Origin of the sequence: Weissella viridescens, from assembly GCF_001437355.1 — a bacterium.
Lineage (GTDB): Bacteria > Bacillota > Bacilli > Lactobacillales > Lactobacillaceae > Weissella > Weissella viridescens.
Window position 1 is genome coordinate 402,101 of record NZ_JQBM01000001.1, and the last position, 21,147, is coordinate 423,247.

Here is a 21,147-nt window from a genome sequence, read left to right on the forward strand (position 1 = left end):
ATTGATTAATGCTTAATCATCAAATTTGCATTCCAAACGGTAGCACCATTGTTCTTCATATCAATGTCTTGATTTCCAAACTTAACCTTAAGTGGGTTAGCATTACCGATTTGCATCTTGATGTTTGTTGCTGTGGCTGGCACCTTAATTGATTGTGGTGCGTTTGCCTTAACAGTTCCATTGAAGAGCATTGTTCCAGCATTATCAGTCACTTGTAACCAAGCATCACTTGTTGCAGCCAATTGAAGAACTTCTTCCTTCTTTGGCGCTTGGATGTTGTTATATGTCACCGTGTTTCCAGAAACAACTCCGTTACCTACCTTGACAGCTGGTTGCTTAGGCGCTGGCTTCGGTGCTGGCTTTGAAGACGCCTTCTTGGATGAACTTGATGATTCAACCTTTGAGCTTGAAACTGCAACAGATGAACTGTTTGTCGCAGACTTTGATGTACCAGAGAAAGCTGAGACTAATGCCCAAACAATCAATACGATTGCAACCGCTGCAACTGCAATCAATACTTTTGGCATCACTTGACGCGTCTTATCAACTGGTGATTCAGTTTCACGATGCATACCTGCTCGCGTAATATTATCGGTATCAACCCGTGCGCCTTCAAAATCAGGTTCAACCGGCTTCAAATCTTCATCACTAGCATGATCCTTAATAAATTCATCAGCATCCAGACCAACTGAGGCTGCATATTGTCGCACAAAAGCGCGTTCGTAGAACTTACCTGGCAATTGATCAAATTGACCATTTTCAATTGCTTGTAAATAACGCTTTTGAATTTTCGTCATTTGTTGAATATCATCAAGTGACAAACCTTTTTCGATTCGTGCACCTTGTAATGCTTGTCCAATTTCTTGATTGTGTTCTTCACTCATTTTGATCACCTAACTATCTAAATAAATTTGTCATATATACCGTAATTATATCATAACAACCCAAGATTTGGGCGGACAATTATGCTCGATATTTCAGGAAGTGGATTTTGGTCTAAAACTGACTGTACAAACGTCACGTCAATTTCCTCTAAAATACTATATTCATCCATGACCGTACTACCGTCAAACAGATTTCCTTCAAAACTCACGGCATCTTCTTCCATGAAGTTAAAGCGGTTAACTGCCCGTCCCATCGCGTCCTTTTTAACTAAGTCAAATTCCGATTGTAGTTGCGCAAAGGTATGCGCTAAATGACGTAAGACTGTCGATATCTCAGAAATAACAGTTTCTGGTTCCGGTGTGTCGGTTGCTACCGTAATGAACGCAAAGCCACGCTCCCATTCAAATTCAACACTAAAGTCATCATCAATTATTCCCGCATCATACCAATCCATGTATTGTGGTGATAACTCGCCAAATACCAAATCTAAAGCCAAACTAACCGCAATCATTTCCTTTAATCCTGCTCGACCAGTCGGCATCGTCTCAGGCGTTCGCCAGCGTTGACCGAGTGCAACTTTGGTTCGATTGGTTGGTAACGACACAATTTTTGGTTCTGTTTGTGGTTCTGCCAATTTTGGTGTGTTGACTTGAGCAACCACCTGCCCCGATCGTTGTCCGGCGGTCGACTGTTCAATCGTTGCTAAAACTGCGTCAGCATCAAAGGCCCCTGTAACAAAAATATCCATATTACCAGGTTGATAAAAGGCTTCAAAAGCAGTCTGTAATGTCTGTCCAGTAATTTGATCTAACGAAACATGGTTCCCGACAATCTCCTCACCTAATAAATCGCCTGGGTATAATTGTCCCAGCAACATACGGTAAAGGCGCGCATCGACATTATCCTGATACATGTCCGCCTCTTGTGAAATAATTTGCGCCTCGCGCTTAACTGCGTCTTCGGGGAAATACGGCGTTTGTGTAAAATGCAATAATTCACTAAGCGCAGCTAAATTATTAGCTAAGCTTGTAAAATAATAACTCGTCCGACTTTGACTGGTAAATGCGTTCGCATCAGCTCCTAATTCACTTAATTTTTGGAAGGCATCATAGTCAGGTTGCCCAAATATGCGATGTTCCAAAAAATGAGCCACACCGAGCGGTTGCGTAATAGTCTGGTTTTTCCAATAGAAAGTATCATCTCGGCCACCAAAATCAACCGTTAAGTTAGCCGCCATCTGATGAAAATCTGGTCGGGGTACCAAATGCACGCGTAAACCATTCGCTAAGACTATATGCCTTTCAGCTGGGAAATGTTTATTCATCTGCATCATCGCCGGCTCCTTCCAAAACAAAATCGACTTGTTCAACCATTTCCTTCGCAACGGATTGCACATCAGCCACAGTAACAGCATCTAAGGCAGCAAACCATTCTGCTTGTGAAAGTTTGGTCATCGTCGCAATAAACGCACGATCCGTCACCTGACTTTGGTTATCTAAGCTCACCATATATTCCGTCTTCATTAATTCCTTAATTGTATGCAACTCTGTGTCAGAAATTGGCTCTACTTGCAATTTTTGTAAATTGGCCGCAATGGCCTTTTGGGTCTGCTTAATTTGCGTATCCGCAATACCAGCCGTCACTAACAACACATCTGTGAAACGATTGTAGTCGGTACTAATACCGTAGGCTAGACCTTTGGTTTCTCGAACATCTAAAAACAAACGCGACACTGGTGTCCCACCAAAAATTTGATCAAAAACGTAGGCAGCGAAACGACGTTCTTCAGGAATCACCAATTGATAAATGATCACCAATTGGCTTTGATTTACTGGTTGTTGTTCGACAAGATGGTTGACCGTCGCGTGCACTAGCTGGTGATAAAATGGTTGTACCGGCGCCGGCACTTGAGGTGTTACCAGATCTTCGAGCGCTGGCTGAATATCAGCTGGCTCCACGTCCCCAGAAACAATAATATCGACACGGTTGGTCTGAATCATGTCCTCCCACGCCCGCCATGCCGAAAGTTCATCTGCCTCCTCAATGGCATTAGAAGTACCATATGCTGGCAAGCCTTGCGCCGTCTCATCAAAATAGGCTTGTAATGCATGTCGATTTGCAATGTATGGTCGGTCATCCTCTAAACCAGCCACTTCATCTAAGAGTAATTCTTTTTGTCGATTAAAAATCGTCGCATCAAATCCTTGCTCAGCATTACCCATCGGCTGGTAGAGCATTGTTTTCATAAATGCGAGTGCTTGCTCTAAAATCGGTTGTTTATCATCAATAAAATGCGGATCAATCACCGCCATGTGTGCTTTTACAACATGTAAGCGGCCCACCTTCAACACATCAATGCCAAAATCCGCTCCGTACAACTGACTTAAGGCACGGGCAATCTGCGTTTGGCTTTGATACACAGTTGAAGCATTTTCAAGCATTTTTGCAGCCAAAGTACGGTCAGCCGTGTTTTCAGCTTGCATCTCGGTTGAAAAGTTAAATTCAATCCGAATTGTTGAAAATTGTTGGGTTGGTTGAATATTTAAATAAATGTTTGGTTTAATCGTTATTTCTGTCAAAAATATTACCTACATTCAATTTTTTTGTACAAAAAAAGTACGTTACTAATCATAACGTACTTTTCAAGAAAATTATAATATTGGTGAAAGCAAACGTGAAAACTTTTGCTTAAACTTAAGCCACTTAGATTGATTTTCAAAATATTGCTCGTTCAAATGCGTTGACGCTTTAATATCTTGTTCGAAGAAGTCTTCCAATTGCTTAGCAATATCTTCATCGTACATAAACGCATTTCCTTCAAAGTTCAAGCCAAATGAACGCATATCCATGTTAGCCGAACCGACGGAAGATACTTTTCCATCAATTGTTACAACCTTGGCATGGATAAAGCCATTATCATAGGTATAAACTTCACCACCAGCATCCAAAAGTTCTTTAGCATAGTACTCAGTCGCACGATAAACAAATGGATGGTCAGGCATACAAGGAATCATCAAGCGCACTTTAACGCCTGACATAGCAGCAACTGTCAAAAGATCCATCATCCCTTGATCAGGAATAAAGTACGGTGTTTGAATTGTAATTGATTCACGCGCTGAAGCAATTTGACGCATGTACCCTTGCTTAATTTGTTGTGTATCTTGATCAGGACCTGAGGTAACAATTTGAACAGCCGTATTACCATTACCCTCTGTATCATTTGGGAAATAGTCCTTTGAGAATTGCAATTTATTTTCTTTTTTCGCAGTGGCATTCCAATCCATGAAGAAGCGCCCTTGCAAGGCCAAAACTGCATCTCCAACGATTCGGGTATGTGTATCACGCCAGTTTCCAAACTTCTTAGATTTACCGACGTATTCATCACCAACGTTCAAGCCACCGATGTAACCAATCTTACCATCAATCACAACCAACTTGCGGTGCAAACGGAAATTCGCACGGAAAGTAATTGGCCATGGTGATTCAAGAAAGGCCATGTCTTGCCCACCAGCGGCACGCAGACGCTCGTAAAGCTTTTTGTTACGGCCATGTGATCCGAATTGATCAAACAAGACCCGCACTTTGACACCTTCATGGGCTTTTTCGGTTAATAAATCAACCAATTGATTTCCTAACTCATCATCAAAGATTGAGAAATATTCAACGTTAATGTGGTTTTTTGCGTTGCGAATATCTTCAAATAAAGCCTTGAACTTTTCTGGTCCGTTGTTAAACAAACGCACTTCATTCTTCTGGGTCAACACAGCTTCATCGCTATTTAAGAATAAATTGAAAAAGGGTTCTTGTTCACTGTATTTTTCACGATCTTCTTCAGCATTCTTAGCTAACAAGTCACGTTGATTTTCAGCGATTTGATCAATTCCCAAATCTTCTTGAGTTCGTAAATCAAAAATCTTACTATGTGAAATTTTACGTCCCAAAAAGGCGTAAATAAAGAATCCAACAACTGGGAAAAGCAATAAAACAAGTAACCAAGCCCAAATTGAGGCAATATCACGCTTTTCATCGAAAACCGTGATTATTGCGGCAATTAAGTTCAAAATGAAAATAATTGCAATAATACTAAAAATAATACTGCTTGACATATCAAGCTCCTCTCGCGGTTAAATTAATCTTATTTTATCATAAACTATTTATAAATGCATATTCACTAACGTCATGCCAATGTCTACTGTAATAAAACACCCCTTTTTAACATTAACTATTCATATTAGCTAACTGTGCTTATCAAACAATATTCAATTTTAATTTTCGTATTAAAATATACGACATTTTCTATTTCTAAAAGCAGTAAATAACAAATTTAATCCGTAGTTTATTTTCATTCTATGCCGAATTCAAGCAGTCCTGCAGTTAATTGGCACTAATCGGTAGATTTATTGACTAATTTTTATGGTTAATATAAGATAAATAAGGGTTTAGAGTAATACTCATATTAACCGCTTGCCTCTTCTGAATTTTTATTATGGTAGTCCTATTAAGCATAGTAATTTTTCGGAACCAATTTTTCATCAATATAGACTTTTTTAAGACTTAACACTTTAACAAAATACATATTTACAAAATTCATTTTAGAGATAGTGCCAGTACGTGCAGATCTGAACCACGTTAAAACTGATTAGGAGTATTTAGATGGCTAAGAAGATTACGGACGAGAACGGAAATACATACGTTCAAAAGAAACCATTTTACAAGCGCATTTGGTTCTGGTTGCTTGCAGTAGTTGTCCTATTTTTCATTGTAGGAGCCTTGGGTAGCTCAGATGATGAACCAAAGAAGACATCAGAATCATCTACTAGTTCGACAAGTAAGAAATCAGATGCTAGCGATATTGATGGAAAAACATATAAGGTTGGCGACACTGTTGAATACAAGGGTGTTGAATTTAAGGTTAACTCTTTCCAGTTTAAGGCTGATGATCCTGATGCCTCTATGTTAAAGGATGGCAATCAATTTGCAGTCGCTAACATCACTATTACAAATAAAAGTGATGAAACAATCAGCTACAATCCTTACGATTTCAAGCTAGATAATGCTGGAAATCTTACTGATCTTGATGAAATTGATATCGATAATGATAACACTCTTGATTCTGGTGATTTGAAACCTGGTGCAACCGTCACTGGAGATCTTATTGGTCAAGGTAAGCCTGAGGATCACCTAAAGTTAAATTATAACGGTAACATGTTTACAACTGACGAGTCATTCTCAGTTAACTTAAATAACTAATATTCAATTCAACGAATATGCATAAACCCACTTTAATTCTACAAGCTATACTAAATAAGGCAGGGTGTTGCAAAAAAAACAACCAGTTAGTTTTCTAACTGGTTGTTTTTTTGTATCCATGTCTACTGTAATAAAAAAAGTTCTCAATAACATGAGAACTTTTTCAAAAACAATTAGTCTTTATTCACGAATTTACGTTGGAAGTCGGCAATTGTTTCATATTCAGTTTGTAGTTGACGTGACAAACGAATAAAGATTGGTGACAACGCACGGTAAACAGCGTAGTTTTCAGGCATTGGTTCGTAAGTATTTGAATCACCGATCATTCCACCGATAACATCTAAACTATCAACCATTCCCAAGGCTTTTTGGGCCATAACTGTTGCCGCCAAAGCACCTGATTCGAAGGCTTTGGCACTGTAACCGCTTGTTCAAAGATATCAGCCATCATTTGACGCCAAAGTGGTGAACGAGCAAATCCTCCCGTTGCTTGAATTGATGTCAAGCTTCCAGTCACTTCTTCCAAGGCTAATGACACCATGTAAATGTTGAAAACAACACCTTCCATGACGGCGCGCACCATGTGCGCACGTGTATGCTTATAAGTTAATCCAAAGAATGAACCCTTGGCATTGGCATCCCAGATTGGTGCACGCTCACCACCAAGATATGGGTGGAAGAGCAAACCATCGGCACCGGCTGGCACGTGGTTCGCAATTTCAGTAATAAGGTCATATGAATCCATACCCATCAAATCAGCAGTTGACTTCTCAGCATCAAACATATTATCGCGGGCCCAACGCAAAACGTCACCCCCACTGTTAACTGGTCCACCAACAACCCAGTGATCCTTATCCAAAGCATACGTAAAGGTACGTCCCTTTGGATCAATCTTTGGCGCGTCTGTTACGACACGAATCGCTCCAGATGTCCCAATGGTAACAGCCGCAACCCCAGGTTGAACAGCGTTAACCCCTAGGTTAGACAATGGACCGTCTCCAGCACCATAAACGAATGGCGTTTGTGGGTCAAGACCAAGATATTCAGCCACTTGTGGGTCAAGACCACGTTCCATAGCATATGGATCCACTGGTTCTGGCATTTGATCCTTGCTGACACCAGTCACTTCAAGAGCTTGTGGATCCCAGTCTAAGTCAAAGATGTTGAACATTCCCGTTCCAGACGCAATGGAAATATCCATGCGGTTAACCCCAAATAGATTGTGGAACAAGTATTCTTTAATTCCCAAATAGTGCGCCGCATTGTTATAGATATCTGGCTTTTCATTCTTCAACCATAGAATCTTTGACAATGGTGCCATTGGGTGAATTGGTGTTCCGGTCTTTGAATAGATTTCTTGACCCAACCCTGTCGAACGCAACTCTTCAGTGTACTTAACGGCACGATTGTCAGCCCAAGTAATCACTCGGGTAAGCGGTGTCCAATCTCGATCAAATGCAATCAATGAATGCATCGCTGAACTAAATGAAACAGCCACAATGTCACCATCTGTCGCTGCTGCAGAAACAGAATGGATGGCTTCAATGAACGCACGCCAAATTTCTTCTAAATCTTCTTCAGCCATATCTGGCTCATCACGATATAATTTGTAACCTTTGTTGGCACTTGCAATAACATATCCAGCCTTATCAAACAAAACGGCCTTGGTTGACGTAGTCCCTAAATCAACCCCAATTAGATAATCCATTTTCAATCTCCTATCGGATGCAAACGTTTTTTTGTTTTTCTTTACTTTTCTATTTTATGCCTATTTTTTCGTTTTGAAAACCCTATCATTACTGATTTATCAACTTATTTCAGATTATAGGTCCTCTGGTTGATTTTCTTGTCGTGGTCGATAGACTCGGCGTCGATCAAGTGCAAACTGTGGACTAGAAAACTCTCCCGGTTCAGTTTGTGCCAGGGCTTGATCGAATGATTGAATATTTGCATCTAACTCATCAAGTTGGTGCAAAATATTAGCTTCTTTAATTTGTGGTCGTACGGGAGAACCATAGTCCAATTGTCCATGATGAGCTAACACCGTGTGACGTAACACCAACATATCTTCAGAATTCAAATCAAGTTTTAACTCATGTGCCGCCAAAACAATTTGTTCATCAATTAATGTAATGTGTCCGATTAAATTACCGGCTGTTGTATACTTTGTGGCAACTGGTCCTGTTAATTCGATGACTTTACCCAAATCATGTAAAAGGCCACCTGCATATAAGAGACTCCCATTAATATTTTCATATTGTTCAGTGACAGCTTGCGCCAAATGAACAATTGAAAGTGAATGGTAAGCCAACCCTCCCTTAAAAGCGTGGTGGTTTGATTTAGCAGCTGGAAAACTAAAGAACTCCTCGTGGTATTTTTTAAATAAGTACCGTACCACTCGTTGCCACGTGGCATTAGTTATTTGGAACATAATCTGGCTGACTTCTTCTTCAAGGCCCTCTTTTTTAACTGGCGCTGTTTGCATAAAGTCTGCTGGATCATTTGGCTCACCTGGCTCTGTTTTACGCATTTCCAAAACACGTAATTGCGGCTGGTCCTTATATGTTTGTCGAATGGCTTTAATATGAATCACTTCACCAGCCACAAATTCCTTCATTTCAGCGTCAGTCACATCCCATTTTTTTGCACTAATTTCCATCGAACGATCTGAAACCAATAAATTTAGGTACGCTTTTCCTTGTTGCGTACGACGCACATCGATATCATTCAAAAGCACATTGGCTTCAAATTGTTCGTTATTTTCATAATCTTTAAGCATGTTGATCCTCCCCTTGGAGCCTAAGCATTCACGGTCTTTACGCCATTTTACCATGTTCTGGATTGAAACACGAAAAGTCCCCCCGCCATCCACCACAACATATTTTTGGCAATATAAAAACCCCATTCAGTTGATGAATGGGGTTCTGATAGAAAAAAGATTCTTTTCTATTTTAATTTAATTAAAACTTGTCTTTAACACTGTCAACAGCATCTGCAGCTGCGTCCTTGGCATCACCGAAAGCTTGCTTAGCCTTACCTTCAGCTTCAGTCTTTGAGTCTCCAGTAGCCTTACCAGCAACTTCCTTTGCCTTACCAGTTGCTTGGTCCATAGCACCCTTAGCTTGATCTTCTAATGACATAATAAATACCTCCATTTGATATAAGTTAATGTGTTACTTGATTATCATACCATTTTATGGCAAATTAATCAAAATTTTAATTAAAGAGCATTAATCTTGATACAAATCCGCAATTGGCTTTGTCAATGTGTTGTTGATTTCCATCAACAATTGGTTCATAGCTTGTTCTGATTCCATCAATTTTTCAATGGCATCATATTCTTCAATCTCTTGTGCAACAGTTTGCCATGCTGCAATTTGGGCTTCATCAGGTTCTTCACCAGCTTGCATGGCATCGTTAATTGCAATTTGGGCTGATTGGAAACGAGTAAAGACTTCGTTGGTCTTTTCGTCTTCACGTACAGCCTTAAGGGCTTCAGCCAAGTTCTTGTATTGTGGTGTTTCTACCAAATCACGTGCTGCAGCATTGACGTTATCAAAAATATTAACCATCTTAATTTCCTCTTTTCATTGATTGCCTCTATTATGGCATACCCTAGGTTCTTTTAAAAGTTTCCGATCAAATCCGACCAAGCCTTTTTTGCCCCACGATTAAAGCTATCAATGGTATCTTGTGTGCCCTTACGGATCTTGTCGGTAATTCCATCTGAAACATCATTAGCATTTTGGCTTTGCGCTGCTTGTCGTTCTTTAGCAGCCTGCTTTTCTGCCATTTGTTCGCGAACACTTTTCACATTGAATGGTGTGTTAGGCGTATTCGGTAAAACTTGTTCAAGGGTTTGTTTCATCAACGGTCCGGCCGTTTGACTGAGATAAATCGGTAATGTATGTGACGCGTCTGTTTTATCGTATCCCATCCAAGTTGTCACGACAACATCTGGTGTATATGCAATTGCCCATGAATCCGTTGCATTTGTTGCAGATGAATCTTCGCCACTAACCTCAGTTGTCCCGGTTTTACCAGCGACTTTAAAGCCATATGGATTGGCAGAAACACCTGTTCCATCGGTATAAACCCCCAGCATCATTGACGTCATTTCCTTAGTAACCTTACTACTCCATAAACGCTTTTGCTCTGGTTTGGTGTCAACAATCACCTTACCTGAAGCGTCTTCGATTTTAGTAATAAAGTGACCCTTACTCATCTTTCCATCATTTGCGAAACTGGTATAGGCCTGTGTCATTTGAAGGGGTGATACTCCCTTCTTCATACCACCAATCGCCAACGACAAATTGTCATCAGACTTTTCAACTGGTAACCCAGCATCTTCGGCACTCTTAAAGCCAACCTTTGTACCGATTTGATCTAATAGCCAGACCGCTGGAATATTATATGAATTTTCAAGCGCTTGATACATTGGCACTGGTTTTGTTTGCACATCCAAAGCATTGTGTGGTTCATAACCATTTGTTCCAAACGATGAAACTTGGTTTTTCAACTTTGAGTCGACTGAGAAACCACGTGATAACGCTGGTGCATAATCGACCAACGGCTTAATCGTTGAACCTGGTGACCGGTACATCTGTGTGGCTCGATTAAACCCGCGGAACACGTGCTCTCCTCGTCCACCAACAACAGCCCGAACGCCTCCAGTTTTAGCATCCATAACAATTGAAGCAGCTTGAGAATCGCCACCAACAGGATTCAAATTTGGATTTTCAAAATTATTCTGTAAATTCGTTTGATCATCTTGATTCAAACTCGTGTAAATGCGATATCCATCATTTAGAAGTTTATTTTCTTTTAGATGATATTTACCGATGGCCTCATTAATCACGGCATCAAAATATGATGGGTAACGATAACTATTATCGATACGTTCATGATCACTCGCACCAATTGGTGTTTTAGCAATGGCGTCAGCATCTGATTGCGACAACTTATGGTTATTAACCAAATTTTGGAGCACTTGGTTGCGTCGATTAAGCGCAGCTTCAGGCTGACTAATTGGATCATAACCATTGGGTGACTGTAACATTCCCGCTAACATGGCTCCCTGTTCGACGTTCAAATCTTTGGCATCTATGCCAAAATATTTTTCAGCCGCATCTTGGACACCCCAAGCACCACGGCCAAAGTAAGCATTATTCATGTACATTGTAATAATGTCGTTTTTGCTATACTCTTTTTCAACTTGAACCGACAGAAACAATTCCTTAATTTTACGACTAATCGTTTGGTCTTGCGTCAAAAAAGCATTCTTAACCAATTGTTGCGTGATGGTTGATCCACCTGCCGAAGCATGGCTACCCTTCAAACGATAATAAACTGTTGTTAAAGCGCCACGCAAAGTTCCCTTAATAGAAAATCCGTATTCTTTGTAAAAATTACGATCTTCTGTCGCAATGATTGCGTTGGTCACATTTGATGAAATTTGGTCGTATCCAACATATGTCCCTTTTTGACCAGCAATTGAACCTGCTTTTTTATTTTCATGATCGTAAATAATGGTCGAATCTCTGAGACGGGCCTTTAAATCACTCACATCAGTTGTTTTAGCATTGAACGTCCCGAGGGCACTGATGATAAAAAAAAGCGTTAAAAACAGCACAATTAACCAACGGGTAATCTGATAACGTTGCCAAATTGGCTTAATGCGCGCAAATCCTTTTTTAAACCAGTTTTTCATCTTTCTCTCCATATCTTAAAGCCAAGCTTGAATGGTCTCAGCCGTTCGCTTAGCTTCGTCGGCATTGTGTGTCATCACAAAGATCGTGTCATGACCGGCCAATGTACCGACAATATATTTAAAATTGACATGATCAATTAAAGCAGCAATTCGATTACCATTTCCTTCAGCTGTCTTTAGAATCACCATAAACTCAACTTGTTCCACAGAATTCACTAATTGCGTCACATTTAATTTTAGTTGGCTTAGCTCATCCGCTGCATAAGGCTCTAAAACCTGGTAACGATTTAACCCATTTTCATCTGTATGTCGTACGATTTTTAATTCGTTAATATCTCGGGAGACCGTGGCTTGTGTCACGCTATACCCCGCCTCTTTTAAGGCATCCATCAACTTTTCTTGCGAATCAATCACATTTTTTGAAATAATATCCAAAATTTTAAGTTGGCGATTTTGTTTTTTGGTTGGCATGTTTACATCCTCAATGTTCATTCTTGGTAAAAAACCGACGCCGTTCCACTCAAATGAGTAAAATGATGTCGGTTTTATATCAGCAAATCATTGCATATGCTTCAACGCATCGACTACATTTCCTTAGGTGCTTTAACCCCTAACAAACGTAATGACTCTGTCAAAACTTGTGACACGGACTTAACCAATGCCAGACGTGCATTTAACTCTGCATCATCTTTTAAAATAACTGAGTTAGCATAGTACTTGTTGAAAGCACGCGCCAAACTCAAAGCATACTTGGCAATAACAGAAGGTTCATACTCACGCCAAGCGCGCTTAAGTGTATTAGGGAACTCTGCCAATAATTTTTCAACTTCCCAAACCGCATCATCAGTAATTGTTAATTCATCCATTACCAATTCAGGGTTACCAGCCTTACGCAAAATTGATTGCGCACGTGCATTTGTATACTGCACATATGGACCAGTGTCACCTTCGAAACGAACAACGTCTTCAAGCTTAAAATCAAAGCTCTTCGTACGCTCATTCATTAAGTCGTGGAAGACAACTGCGCCAACCCCAACTTCGTGGGCAACTTCTTCTTTATTTGGTAAGTCTGGGTTTTTTTCTTCGATTTGTTCTTGTGCTAGTTCAACAGAATCATCCAAAACGTCCTTCAATAAAATAATGCGTCCTGAACGTGTTGAAAGCTTCTTACCATCAACTGTAATCAAACCAAATGAAACGTGTTCAATCTCATCCGCCCAATCAAAGCCCATCTTTTTCAAGACAGCCTTCATTTGTTGGAAGTGCTCGCGTTGTTCGCCACCGACCACATAGAGCGACTTTACAAAGTTGTAGTTACGCTTACGGAAAATGGCAGCCGCCAAATCACGGGTCATATATAGTGTTGCCCCGTCAGTTCGCTTAATCATGGCGACATTCAAATCTTCATCATCTAGATTGACAACTTGAGCGCCTTGAGATTCTTCAAGCAAGCCCTTATCTTCAAGCATATCTACAACTTCATCCATCTTATCGTTGTAGAATGACTCACCATTAAATGAATCAAACTCGATATCAAGTTCATCATAGATATCCATGAATTCCTTCAAAGATTCATCACGGAACCACTTCCATAGATGAGTTGCTTCTTCATCCCCATCTTCAAGCTTCTTAAACCAGGCACGACCTTCATCGTTCAACGCTGGATCTTTTTCAGCCTCTTCGTGGAATTTCACATAATACTTAACCAAGGTGTTAATTGGATCAGCTTTAACTTCTGCTTCTGAACCCCAACGCTTGTACGCTGAAATCAACTTACCAAACTGCGTTCCCCAATCACCAAGGTGATTAATTTTAATTGGTTGGTAACCATTGGCGCGTGAGATTTCTGCCAATGAATTTCCAATAACTGTTGAACGGAGATGTCCCATTGACATTGGCTTAGCAATGTTTGGTGATGACATATCAATTGTGACGTGTCCTGCTTCACCATCAGTATTGTGGCCGTAGTTCTCATTCAACAAAACGTCACGCAAGAAGTTTTGCCCTGCTTGCGCCTTGTCTAAGAAGAAATTAACGTATGGGCCAGCTGCTTCAACTGTCTCAAATTGACTTTGATCAATTGCATCAACAATTGCAGCGGCAATTTGATTTGGCGCTTGATGGCGAGATTTTGCTAAAGTAAATGTTGGAAAGGCAAAATCTCCCTTACTTGAATCCTTTGGAATCTCAATTTTGCTTAAGATATCTGTTTGACTCATTTCGTCAACCGCAGGATCAAGAACTTGCGCAACAAGTGCTTTATAGTCCATTAATTTTCCTCCTCAGTTTCAGTTTCTTCATCGTCGTCTTCGTCTTCATCCAAAATACCAGCTGGTGCTTCTTCCTCTTCCTCGTCATCTTCATCATCTGATGGACGTGGTGCTGGGTTATCAGTCTTCTTCAAGATTTGTGCATCAGACATACGGACAACGGCACGTTGGTTATATTCATTAACAGTTGCTGTATCTTCCGGATCAAAATCTGTAATCGAAATCATGATTGAGTGCTCGTAAATTTTTTCAACAATCCCTGAAAAATCATGTTCAAAGTTGGCAAACTTTTTTCCTGAAACGTAATCACCAATGTCAAATTCTGATGTGTTTTCAATAGGTTCTTTAGCCATGTGCTACGTACCCCTTTTCTATTTTTAACTCTTATTTTCACTGCATTAATCTTTGTATTATACCAAACAATGGCTGTTAATTCTACTCTGGTTCGTTAGTCAATTCGTTCACGACACGCTGAGCAATCGCCCAATCATTCTCATATGGTGTATCGACACCTTCAATTTTCTGGTATTCATCAAGACCTTTACCCGCCAAAACGACAACATCATTGGGGCCAGACGCTTGAATGGCTTCAGTTATCGCCTTAGTACGATCTAATTGTTCGATAATTTGGACCTTATCAGCATCAATATTTGCTGCAATTTCAGCATTAATGTCGGCAGGGTTTTCATATTGTGGATCATCACTCGTTAAGTAGGCCACATCGGCCCCTTCATTAATGGCTTGTCCAATTCCAGGGCGACGTGAAACACCCTTATTTCCAGGCGCACCCACCACAATCGCCAATTTATCAACGCGCTCGTTAGCGCGGACAAACTGTAACAAAGCAGCGATTGAAGCATAATTATGCGCATAATCAACATAAATCGTACCGTGTTCAGCACTTGTTAACTCTTGCATGCGACCAGGTACTTTCACTTCGTTTAAAGCAGTTCGCATTGCTTCAGGATCTGCCCCAACTAAACGTGTGGCAATCATCGCTGCCGTTGCATTACCTTGATTAAAGTCACCTGGCATATCCAAGTCGTACTCACCATCAAGCTCGAGAGCTTGACCCTGTTGTCCATGCGCACTTACTGCAAAAGTGCTACCTTGCAAGTCTTCACGGACAGTCCGATATGACATATCGGCACCCATATCTTCATCGGCATCAGTATGTTCTTGCGCATATAGCCAAAGACCATCCTTTGGTACGGCCATTTCAGCACGTTCAATTAATTGTCCAAAGTGGTCTGAATCCGCATTTAAAACAATTTGATCAGAGTGATCAAATAGCTCCATTTTGCACTCTAAATAATCTTCAAACGTTGGGTGCTCATTTGGACCAATGTGATCGGGACTGATATTTAAGAAAATACCCACGTCATATCGCAACCCATAGACACGTTCTTTTTTATAAGCTTGTGAGGATACTTCCATGACCATGTGCGTCATGCCATTTTCTACGGCTTCAGCCATCCAACGGAACAAATCTAATGATTCAGGTGTCGTCAAGTGAGCGCGATAATGGAATTTAGGATCAGTTCCAGTTACCACAGCTAAAGTTGAAGATAGGGCCACTTTGTCCCCTGTTGCTTCACGTAAAATTTCATAAGCCATATAGGCACTTGAGGTTTTACCTTTCGTACCAGTTATCCCAATTAAAGCAAGTTTATCTTGTGGTCGGTCGTAAAAAGCCATACTCAAGATGCTCATCGCAGCAGCCACATCATCTACGACCCACGTTGGTAAGTCTAATGTTTCAGTAAAATCAACTGGCGCAATAACCGCAGTAACACCCTTCGCTTTAGCATCAGCTAAATATTCGGGCTTAAAATTCCCCTTGATAAAAAACAAAGTATCCGCAGTCACATCATTTGAATTATAAGCTAGATGTTGGATGGCCCCTTCAAAATCAGGCGCAGACAGCACCAAACTTTCATCAGCTAAATAATTCGTAATTTGTTCTCCAGTAAGTGCCATGTGCAAAGTTCTCCTCTAATCCTTGTTTAAAGCTTTCATAATTGTTTGGACAGCACGCCCGCGAGCGGCATAATTAACACGCTGTGTAATCGGCATTTCACCCAAAGTTGCACCCGTCTCAGTCTCTACAATGGCATCTAACCCATTTGCACCTCGGGGACTGTTTGCTATTCTGACACCGCCTTTAGCCTGTGTCGTTAGTATCTGCCCATCCGGAAGCACCATGTAAAAATCAGACTGCAAGTACCCTGAACGGTCAGTTACCGTATCAACCATGTCTAAAACATATTGATTAATTTCAGCATCCGTCTTTAACGCATGGGCTTTAAATTCACGCATTGTCGTTACCCCGAAGTGTTCCGGCAACGCTGGCACAAATAAGGCCGAATCATCCGCTAAAATCATTTCATTTGGCAACAAAGCGTGAATCGTGCTAGCTTTCATTTTAACATTTTCCACCATGTTATCAGTTGTTTCTTTAGGAAAAGTTATTTGCGCATGTAATTCACGATAATTTACAACTGGTTGTTCATACAACGCAAAAAATTCTGCAATTTCAGCTGTTTTATGTGTGTTATTAGATGCAATCACAATTGGTTTGCGCATTTTAAGCTCCTTCATGGATTGCTTTCAACGTGTAAAATGATCCCGTTACCAAAATCATAGCTTGCGTACTTTCACGAGCTTGACCCGCTAATGAAAGCGCCGCAGCAGGATCATCTGCAACATCGACATTCACATTACTCATCATCACAATTTTAGCTGCTAATTCATCCGCTGACATCGCAGTTGGCGCATCTGGCGTTACCGTAATCACTGAATCAGTAAATGGCAAAAGTTCATCTAACATTTCATGCCAATTATTGTCTTTAAGAAAACCGAGGACCATTAAGGGTTTCGCTTGTAAGTGCCACGCTTTTAGTGAGTCAACTAAGCTCGCCACGCCACTTGCATTATGGGCGCCATCATACAAAATATTCTGATCTGCGTCATACTCCATACGTCCTTCAATTTTAACGCGCGACAGAACTTCGACGAGATCAACATCTTTGATATCAGCGCCATTTTGCTTTAGGACATCTACAATTTGTAGCACCGTTGACAAATTTTGAATCTGATACGATCCTGTTAACGATAATTTAAGCCCCTTCAAATCGTTTACATTCAAGAGAAGGCCATCTGGCGCAGATTTCAAAAGCGTGATTTTCGGTTTGTGATCATACCATGTTGCCCCAACCTTTGCGGTTGTTTCCTTAAGATACTGATTTACGGTAGCATCCTGACCTGGATAACTCACAACCGTTGAACCTTGTTTAATCGCGCCCAGTTTGGTCTCGGTGATTTTCACTAAGTTGGTCTCTTGTTGTTCAAAATAATCTGGTGCGATTTTAGAAAAAGCGACCACTAATGGATTTTCAACAGCATTGGTTGGGTCACATAAACCATGTTGGCCAGCTTCTAACACGACATAGTCAACTTGTTGTCGACCAAAATATTCCAATGCAATCAGAACCCACCATTCAAATTTTGTTAGAACGGTTGCATCACCACCATGACGATGAATTTCCCCTAAAATATTCTGATAACTCGCAATAAATTCCGTCTCATTAATTTCTTTTCCATCAATACTAATCATTTCACGATCATCATTAATCACCGGTGACGTAAAATGCCCAACTTTATAGCGAGTATGTTTAATGATGTCCGACAACATAATCCCCATCGAACCTTTTCCATTGGTACCAACAATGTGAATAATTTTTAAACGGCGGTCTGGTTGACCGATCCAGCCTAAAACTTCATGAACAATGTTGGTACGCGTGCGATCACTGGCGTCAACGTCAGGACGCGCACTAATTTTTTTATTGATTTGTCGATAGACATCTGCAATTGGCATGCTAGCCCCCTTCATAAACTTGCTTCATAGCTTATGCCATTAAAAAACGTCCTATTTAAAGGACGCATCATGTTATAAGTCGACACTTGGTAAAGTGAATTGGTTATCAGTCATATCATCAACGTTAGCCACCATTGCGATATGCGCATGATGATTCACAAAGTCAACTGGTGCATCACCACCATATTCACCATCCAAATTAATCATAATCGGATTTTTATTATCACCCTCAGGAATGATTTTAACTTCATTTGACTTAACATACAAAATATTTGGATCATCCATATGCTTACCCTTAAGAGCTTCAGTCATAATCGCCATTAATTCATTCAACTTGCTGGTTTTCAAAACCAACAACGTAAATTTACCATCATCCAATTTGGCATCAGGCACAATTTGCTCAAAGCCCCCAACGGAATTCGTTAAAGCTAAGAAGAAAAGTGATGACGGACCATCATACACACCATCATCATATTCAATGCGTAAATTCATTGGCCGAATTTGTGGCAGCATTTCAGCCCCTTTAACGACATATGCCAAGTAACCATACATCGACTTTAACTTAGACGGTACCGAATATGTTAGTTCTGATAATGAACCCCCGGCGGCAATATTCATAAAGTACTTATCATTGGCTTGCCCAATATCCATGCGGGCAGCTTTCTTTTGTAAGATGACTTTCGCTGCTTCTAATGGATTATCACGCGGAATGTGTAAAGCACGCGCATAATCATTCGTCGTCCCGGCTGGAATTACTGCCATCACTGGCCGTTCGTCCAAATCAGCAATACCATTGACGACTTCATTAATTGTACCATCCCCACCGGCAGCAACGATTAATTCAAAACCATCTAGTGCCGCACGACGTGCCTCGTTCTGGGCTGAGTTTTCTTCGGGAGTTGTTGCGAACACACTTGTCTCATACCCAGCTAATTCATAAACATTTAAAATATCAACCAAATCTCGTCGAATTGCTTCACGTCCGGATGTTGGATTATAAATAATACGCGCTCGTTTTTTCATGCGTCATCTCCTTATTTTCATAACGTAGCATTATGTATTGCTGATTGTGCTTATCGCACAATCAGCACTTTTTTATTCTGGTTTACGCGCTTGTAATGATGTCATCAAAAGTTGGTTAACAACACCTGGGTTCGCGTTTCCCTTGGTTGCCTTCATAATTTGACCAACTAAGAAACCAACTGCACGATCTTTTCCATTATGGAAATCAATAATTGATTGTTCATTGTTATCCAAAATCTCATCGATAATAGGTTGTAGTTCAGCTGGATCAGACATTTGCTTTAGGCCATTAGCTTCAACGAATTCAGCTGGGTTCTCACCCTTTGTAATCGCTGTGAAAACGCGTTTAGCCATCTTAGTTGAAATTGTACCATCATCAATCAATTTAATCATCTCAGCAAGATGATCTGGCGTCAATGCGGTATCTTGCAAGTCAACTTGCTTTTCATTCAAATATGCATTCACATCACCCATCAAGTAATTGGCTGCACGCTTAGGATTTGCATCAGCAGCAACAGTTGCATCAAAGAAGTTTGACATTTCAAGTGTTTGCGTTAAGACCTTGGCATCATATGGTTCAAGACCCAAATCATCCACATAGTGTTTACGACGGTCTGGGGCAGATTCAGGCAAGGCTGCAGCTACTTTTTCTACCCAAGCATCAGAAATATGCACTGGTGACAAGTCAGGCTCTGGGAAGTAACGATAATCATCCGCTGTTTCTTTCACACGCATCAACACCGTCTCACCTGTTGCTTCATCAAAACGACGTGTTTGCTGTTGAATGGTTCCCCCTGCCAAATAGATTTTAGCTTGGCGATCTTCTTCAAAGGCAAGTCCCTTACGCACATAGTTGAATGAATTCAAGTTCTTCAACTCGACCTTTGTACCATATTCCTTTGAACCGACTGGGCGAATTGAAATGTTAGCGTCAACACGCATTGAACCTTCTTGCATCTTAACGTCAGAGATTCCAGTAAACTGGATGGCTTGACGCAAAGCTTCCAAATAGGCATAGGCCTCATCTGGTGTTGACATATCAGGATCACTCACAATTTCAATCAATGGTGTTCCTTGACGGTTCAAGTCGACATATGAGTAACCATCAGTACCGTGAGTGTTCTTTCCGGCATCTTCTTCAACGTGCATTTCCGTAATACCGATGCGTTTTGTGCCACTCTCTAACTCAACATCAATCCAACCCTTTTGCCCGATTGGCTTTTGTTGTTGGGTAATTTGATAGGCTTTTGGATTGTCGGGATAAAAATAGTTCTTCCGATCCCAGTGTAAATCACGTGTGATTTCAGCATGTAAGGCCGTTGCAGCCATCATACCGTATTCCAAAGCGCCTTGGTTAGCTTGTGGCAAAACGCCAGGATAACCCCAATCAATCACGTTTGTGTTTTGGTTAGGTTCAGCACCATATCCGACTGGGGATGGTGACATTGCCTTAGAGTTAGTTTTTAATTCAACGTGGACTTCAAGTCCAATGGTTGTTTCAAAATTTGGTACAGCCATTACTTTGCACCTCCAGGGGTCTTTTCATATAGCTTTGTTGCTTGTTCAAAGGCATAACCTGCTTGATAAAGCTTTGCTTCTTGGAATTGATCACCAATAAACTGCATACCAACCGGCAAATCATTTGCAAAACCAGCATTCACAGACATACCTGGCAAACCAGCCATGTTAACTGGAATGGTCAAAACGTCATTCATATACGTAATTTCAGGATCATCTGAATTCTCACCGAAATCATACGCAACATTTGGCGCAGTTGGTGCCACAATCAAATCGTAGTCCGCAAAAACCTTTTTAAAGTCATTAATCATCAATGTCCGAATTTGTGCTGCCTTCTTAAAGAAAGCATCATATGAACCGGCAGAAAGTGAATAAGTTCCAAGCATAATTCGGCGCTTGACTTCATCACCAAAACCTTGTGAACGGGTTTGAACATATAAATCATCCAAATTCTTTACATTTTCAGCACGGAAGCCATAACGGATACCATCGAAACGTTGCAAGTTTGATGATGCTTCTGCAGAAGCCAAAATGTAGTAAGCCGCCACACCATACTTAGTGTGTGGTAATGATACCTCATCAACGGTCGCACCAAGTGACTTTAATGTTTCTAA

Annotated in this window: 18 protein-coding genes and 1 pseudogene; 1 reads left to right on the top strand and 18 read right to left on the bottom strand. The window is 40.7% G+C overall.

Features of this window, described 5'->3' with window-relative positions:
• Positions 1–5: 5 nt before the first annotated feature.
• From IV50_RS01935 to cls, 4 genes are all read right to left on the bottom strand, one after another.
• Entirely contained in the window at positions 6–884 is an 879-nt protein-coding gene (locus IV50_RS01935) for a helix-turn-helix domain-containing protein (RefSeq protein ID WP_057744281.1), read from the bottom strand.
• A 50-nt stretch (positions 885–934) separates the two neighbouring features.
• Positions 935–2,215, bottom strand: coding sequence for an EF-P 5-aminopentanol modification-associated protein YfmH (gene yfmH, locus IV50_RS01940; RefSeq protein WP_236697687.1), 1,281 nt, complete (start codon positions 2,213–2,215; stop codon positions 935–937).
• A complete protein-coding gene (yfmF, locus tag IV50_RS01945; RefSeq protein ID WP_057744287.1) occupies positions 2,202–3,464 on the bottom strand; it encodes an EF-P 5-aminopentanol modification-associated protein YfmF in 1,263 nt (420 codons plus the stop codon). Before yfmF ends, yfmH begins: the two co-directional genes overlap by 14 nt.
• A 72-nt stretch (positions 3,465–3,536) precedes the next feature.
• Positions 3,537–4,991: a cardiolipin synthase gene (cls, locus tag IV50_RS01950; protein WP_057744289.1), complete on the bottom strand. Its 1,455-nt coding sequence runs from the start codon at positions 4,989–4,991 to the stop codon at positions 3,537–3,539.
• A 547-nt stretch (positions 4,992–5,538) separates the two neighbouring features.
• On the opposite strand from cls, the gene IV50_RS01955 reads away from it, so the two are divergent.
• Positions 5,539–6,135: a DUF4352 domain-containing protein gene (locus tag IV50_RS01955; protein ID WP_057744292.1), complete on the top strand. Its 597-nt coding sequence runs from the start codon at positions 5,539–5,541 to the stop codon at positions 6,133–6,135.
• Positions 6,136–6,308: 173 nt separating this feature from the next.
• On the opposite strand, the pseudogene gntK reads toward IV50_RS01955, so the two are convergent.
• The 14 genes and pseudogenes from gntK to IV50_RS02025 all read right to left on the bottom strand — a co-directional run.
• Positions 6,309–7,843, bottom strand: a pseudogene (gene gntK / locus IV50_RS01960) (gluconokinase).
• A 114-nt stretch (positions 7,844–7,957) separates the two neighbouring features.
• Entirely contained in the window at positions 7,958–8,914 is a 957-nt protein-coding gene (locus IV50_RS01965) for a 3'-5' exoribonuclease YhaM family protein (RefSeq protein WP_057744294.1), read from the bottom strand.
• A 181-nt stretch (positions 8,915–9,095) separates the two neighbouring features.
• Entirely contained in the window at positions 9,096–9,275 is a 180-nt protein-coding gene (locus IV50_RS01970; RefSeq protein ID WP_057744297.1) for a CsbD family protein, read from the bottom strand.
• 90 nt (positions 9,276–9,365) lie between these two features.
• The gene (locus IV50_RS01975; protein WP_057744298.1) at positions 9,366–9,707 is read right to left on the bottom strand and encodes a YlbF family regulator; all 342 of its coding nucleotides are present in this window, start codon (positions 9,705–9,707) and stop codon (positions 9,366–9,368) included.
• A gap of 53 nt (positions 9,708–9,760) precedes the next feature.
• A complete protein-coding gene (locus tag IV50_RS01980; RefSeq protein WP_084736679.1) occupies positions 9,761–11,845 on the bottom strand; it encodes a PBP1A family penicillin-binding protein in 2,085 nt (694 codons plus the stop codon).
• A gap of 15 nt (positions 11,846–11,860) precedes the next feature.
• Positions 11,861–12,316 (bottom strand): arginine repressor, encoded by a 456-nt coding sequence (gene argR / locus IV50_RS07950; protein ID WP_057744304.1) that lies wholly within the window; start codon positions 12,314–12,316, stop codon positions 11,861–11,863.
• Between the two features lie 113 nt (positions 12,317–12,429).
• Positions 12,430–14,115 carry an arginine--tRNA ligase gene (gene argS, locus IV50_RS01990; protein ID WP_057744307.1) on the bottom strand — a complete coding sequence of 562 codons (1,686 nt, stop codon included), beginning with the start codon at positions 14,113–14,115 and terminating at the stop codon, positions 12,430–12,432.
• Positions 14,115–14,468, bottom strand: a complete 354-nt coding sequence (locus IV50_RS01995; RefSeq protein ID WP_057744310.1) for a hypothetical protein — start codon at positions 14,466–14,468, stop codon at positions 14,115–14,117. The genes argS and IV50_RS01995 overlap by 1 nt, the downstream gene beginning before the upstream one ends.
• Before the next feature lie 82 nt (positions 14,469–14,550).
• On the bottom strand, positions 14,551–16,095 hold the full coding sequence (locus tag IV50_RS02000) for a UDP-N-acetylmuramoyl-L-alanyl-D-glutamate--2,6-diaminopimelate ligase (RefSeq protein WP_057744313.1): 1,545 nt from the start codon (positions 16,093–16,095) through the stop codon (positions 14,551–14,553).
• Between the two features lie 15 nt (positions 16,096–16,110).
• Positions 16,111–16,701, bottom strand: a complete 591-nt coding sequence (locus tag IV50_RS02005) for a non-canonical purine NTP pyrophosphatase (protein WP_057744316.1) — start codon at positions 16,699–16,701, stop codon at positions 16,111–16,113.
• Between the two features lies 1 nt (position 16,702).
• Positions 16,703–17,992, bottom strand: a complete 1,290-nt coding sequence (locus IV50_RS02010; RefSeq protein ID WP_057744320.1) for a bifunctional folylpolyglutamate synthase/dihydrofolate synthase — start codon at positions 17,990–17,992, stop codon at positions 16,703–16,705.
• A 72-nt stretch (positions 17,993–18,064) separates the two neighbouring features.
• Positions 18,065–19,015 carry a diacylglycerol kinase gene (locus tag IV50_RS02015; RefSeq protein WP_057744323.1) on the bottom strand — a complete coding sequence of 317 codons (951 nt, stop codon included), beginning with the start codon at positions 19,013–19,015 and terminating at the stop codon, positions 18,065–18,067.
• A gap of 72 nt (positions 19,016–19,087) precedes the next feature.
• Positions 19,088–20,533 (bottom strand): Asp-tRNA(Asn)/Glu-tRNA(Gln) amidotransferase subunit GatB, encoded by a 1,446-nt coding sequence (gene gatB, locus IV50_RS02020; RefSeq protein ID WP_057744326.1) that lies wholly within the window; start codon positions 20,531–20,533, stop codon positions 19,088–19,090.
• Positions 20,533–21,147 (bottom strand): amidase family protein (locus tag IV50_RS02025; RefSeq protein WP_269079377.1); only part of this gene is annotated, 615 nt, incomplete at its 5' end. The genes IV50_RS02025 and gatB, both read right to left, overlap by 1 nt.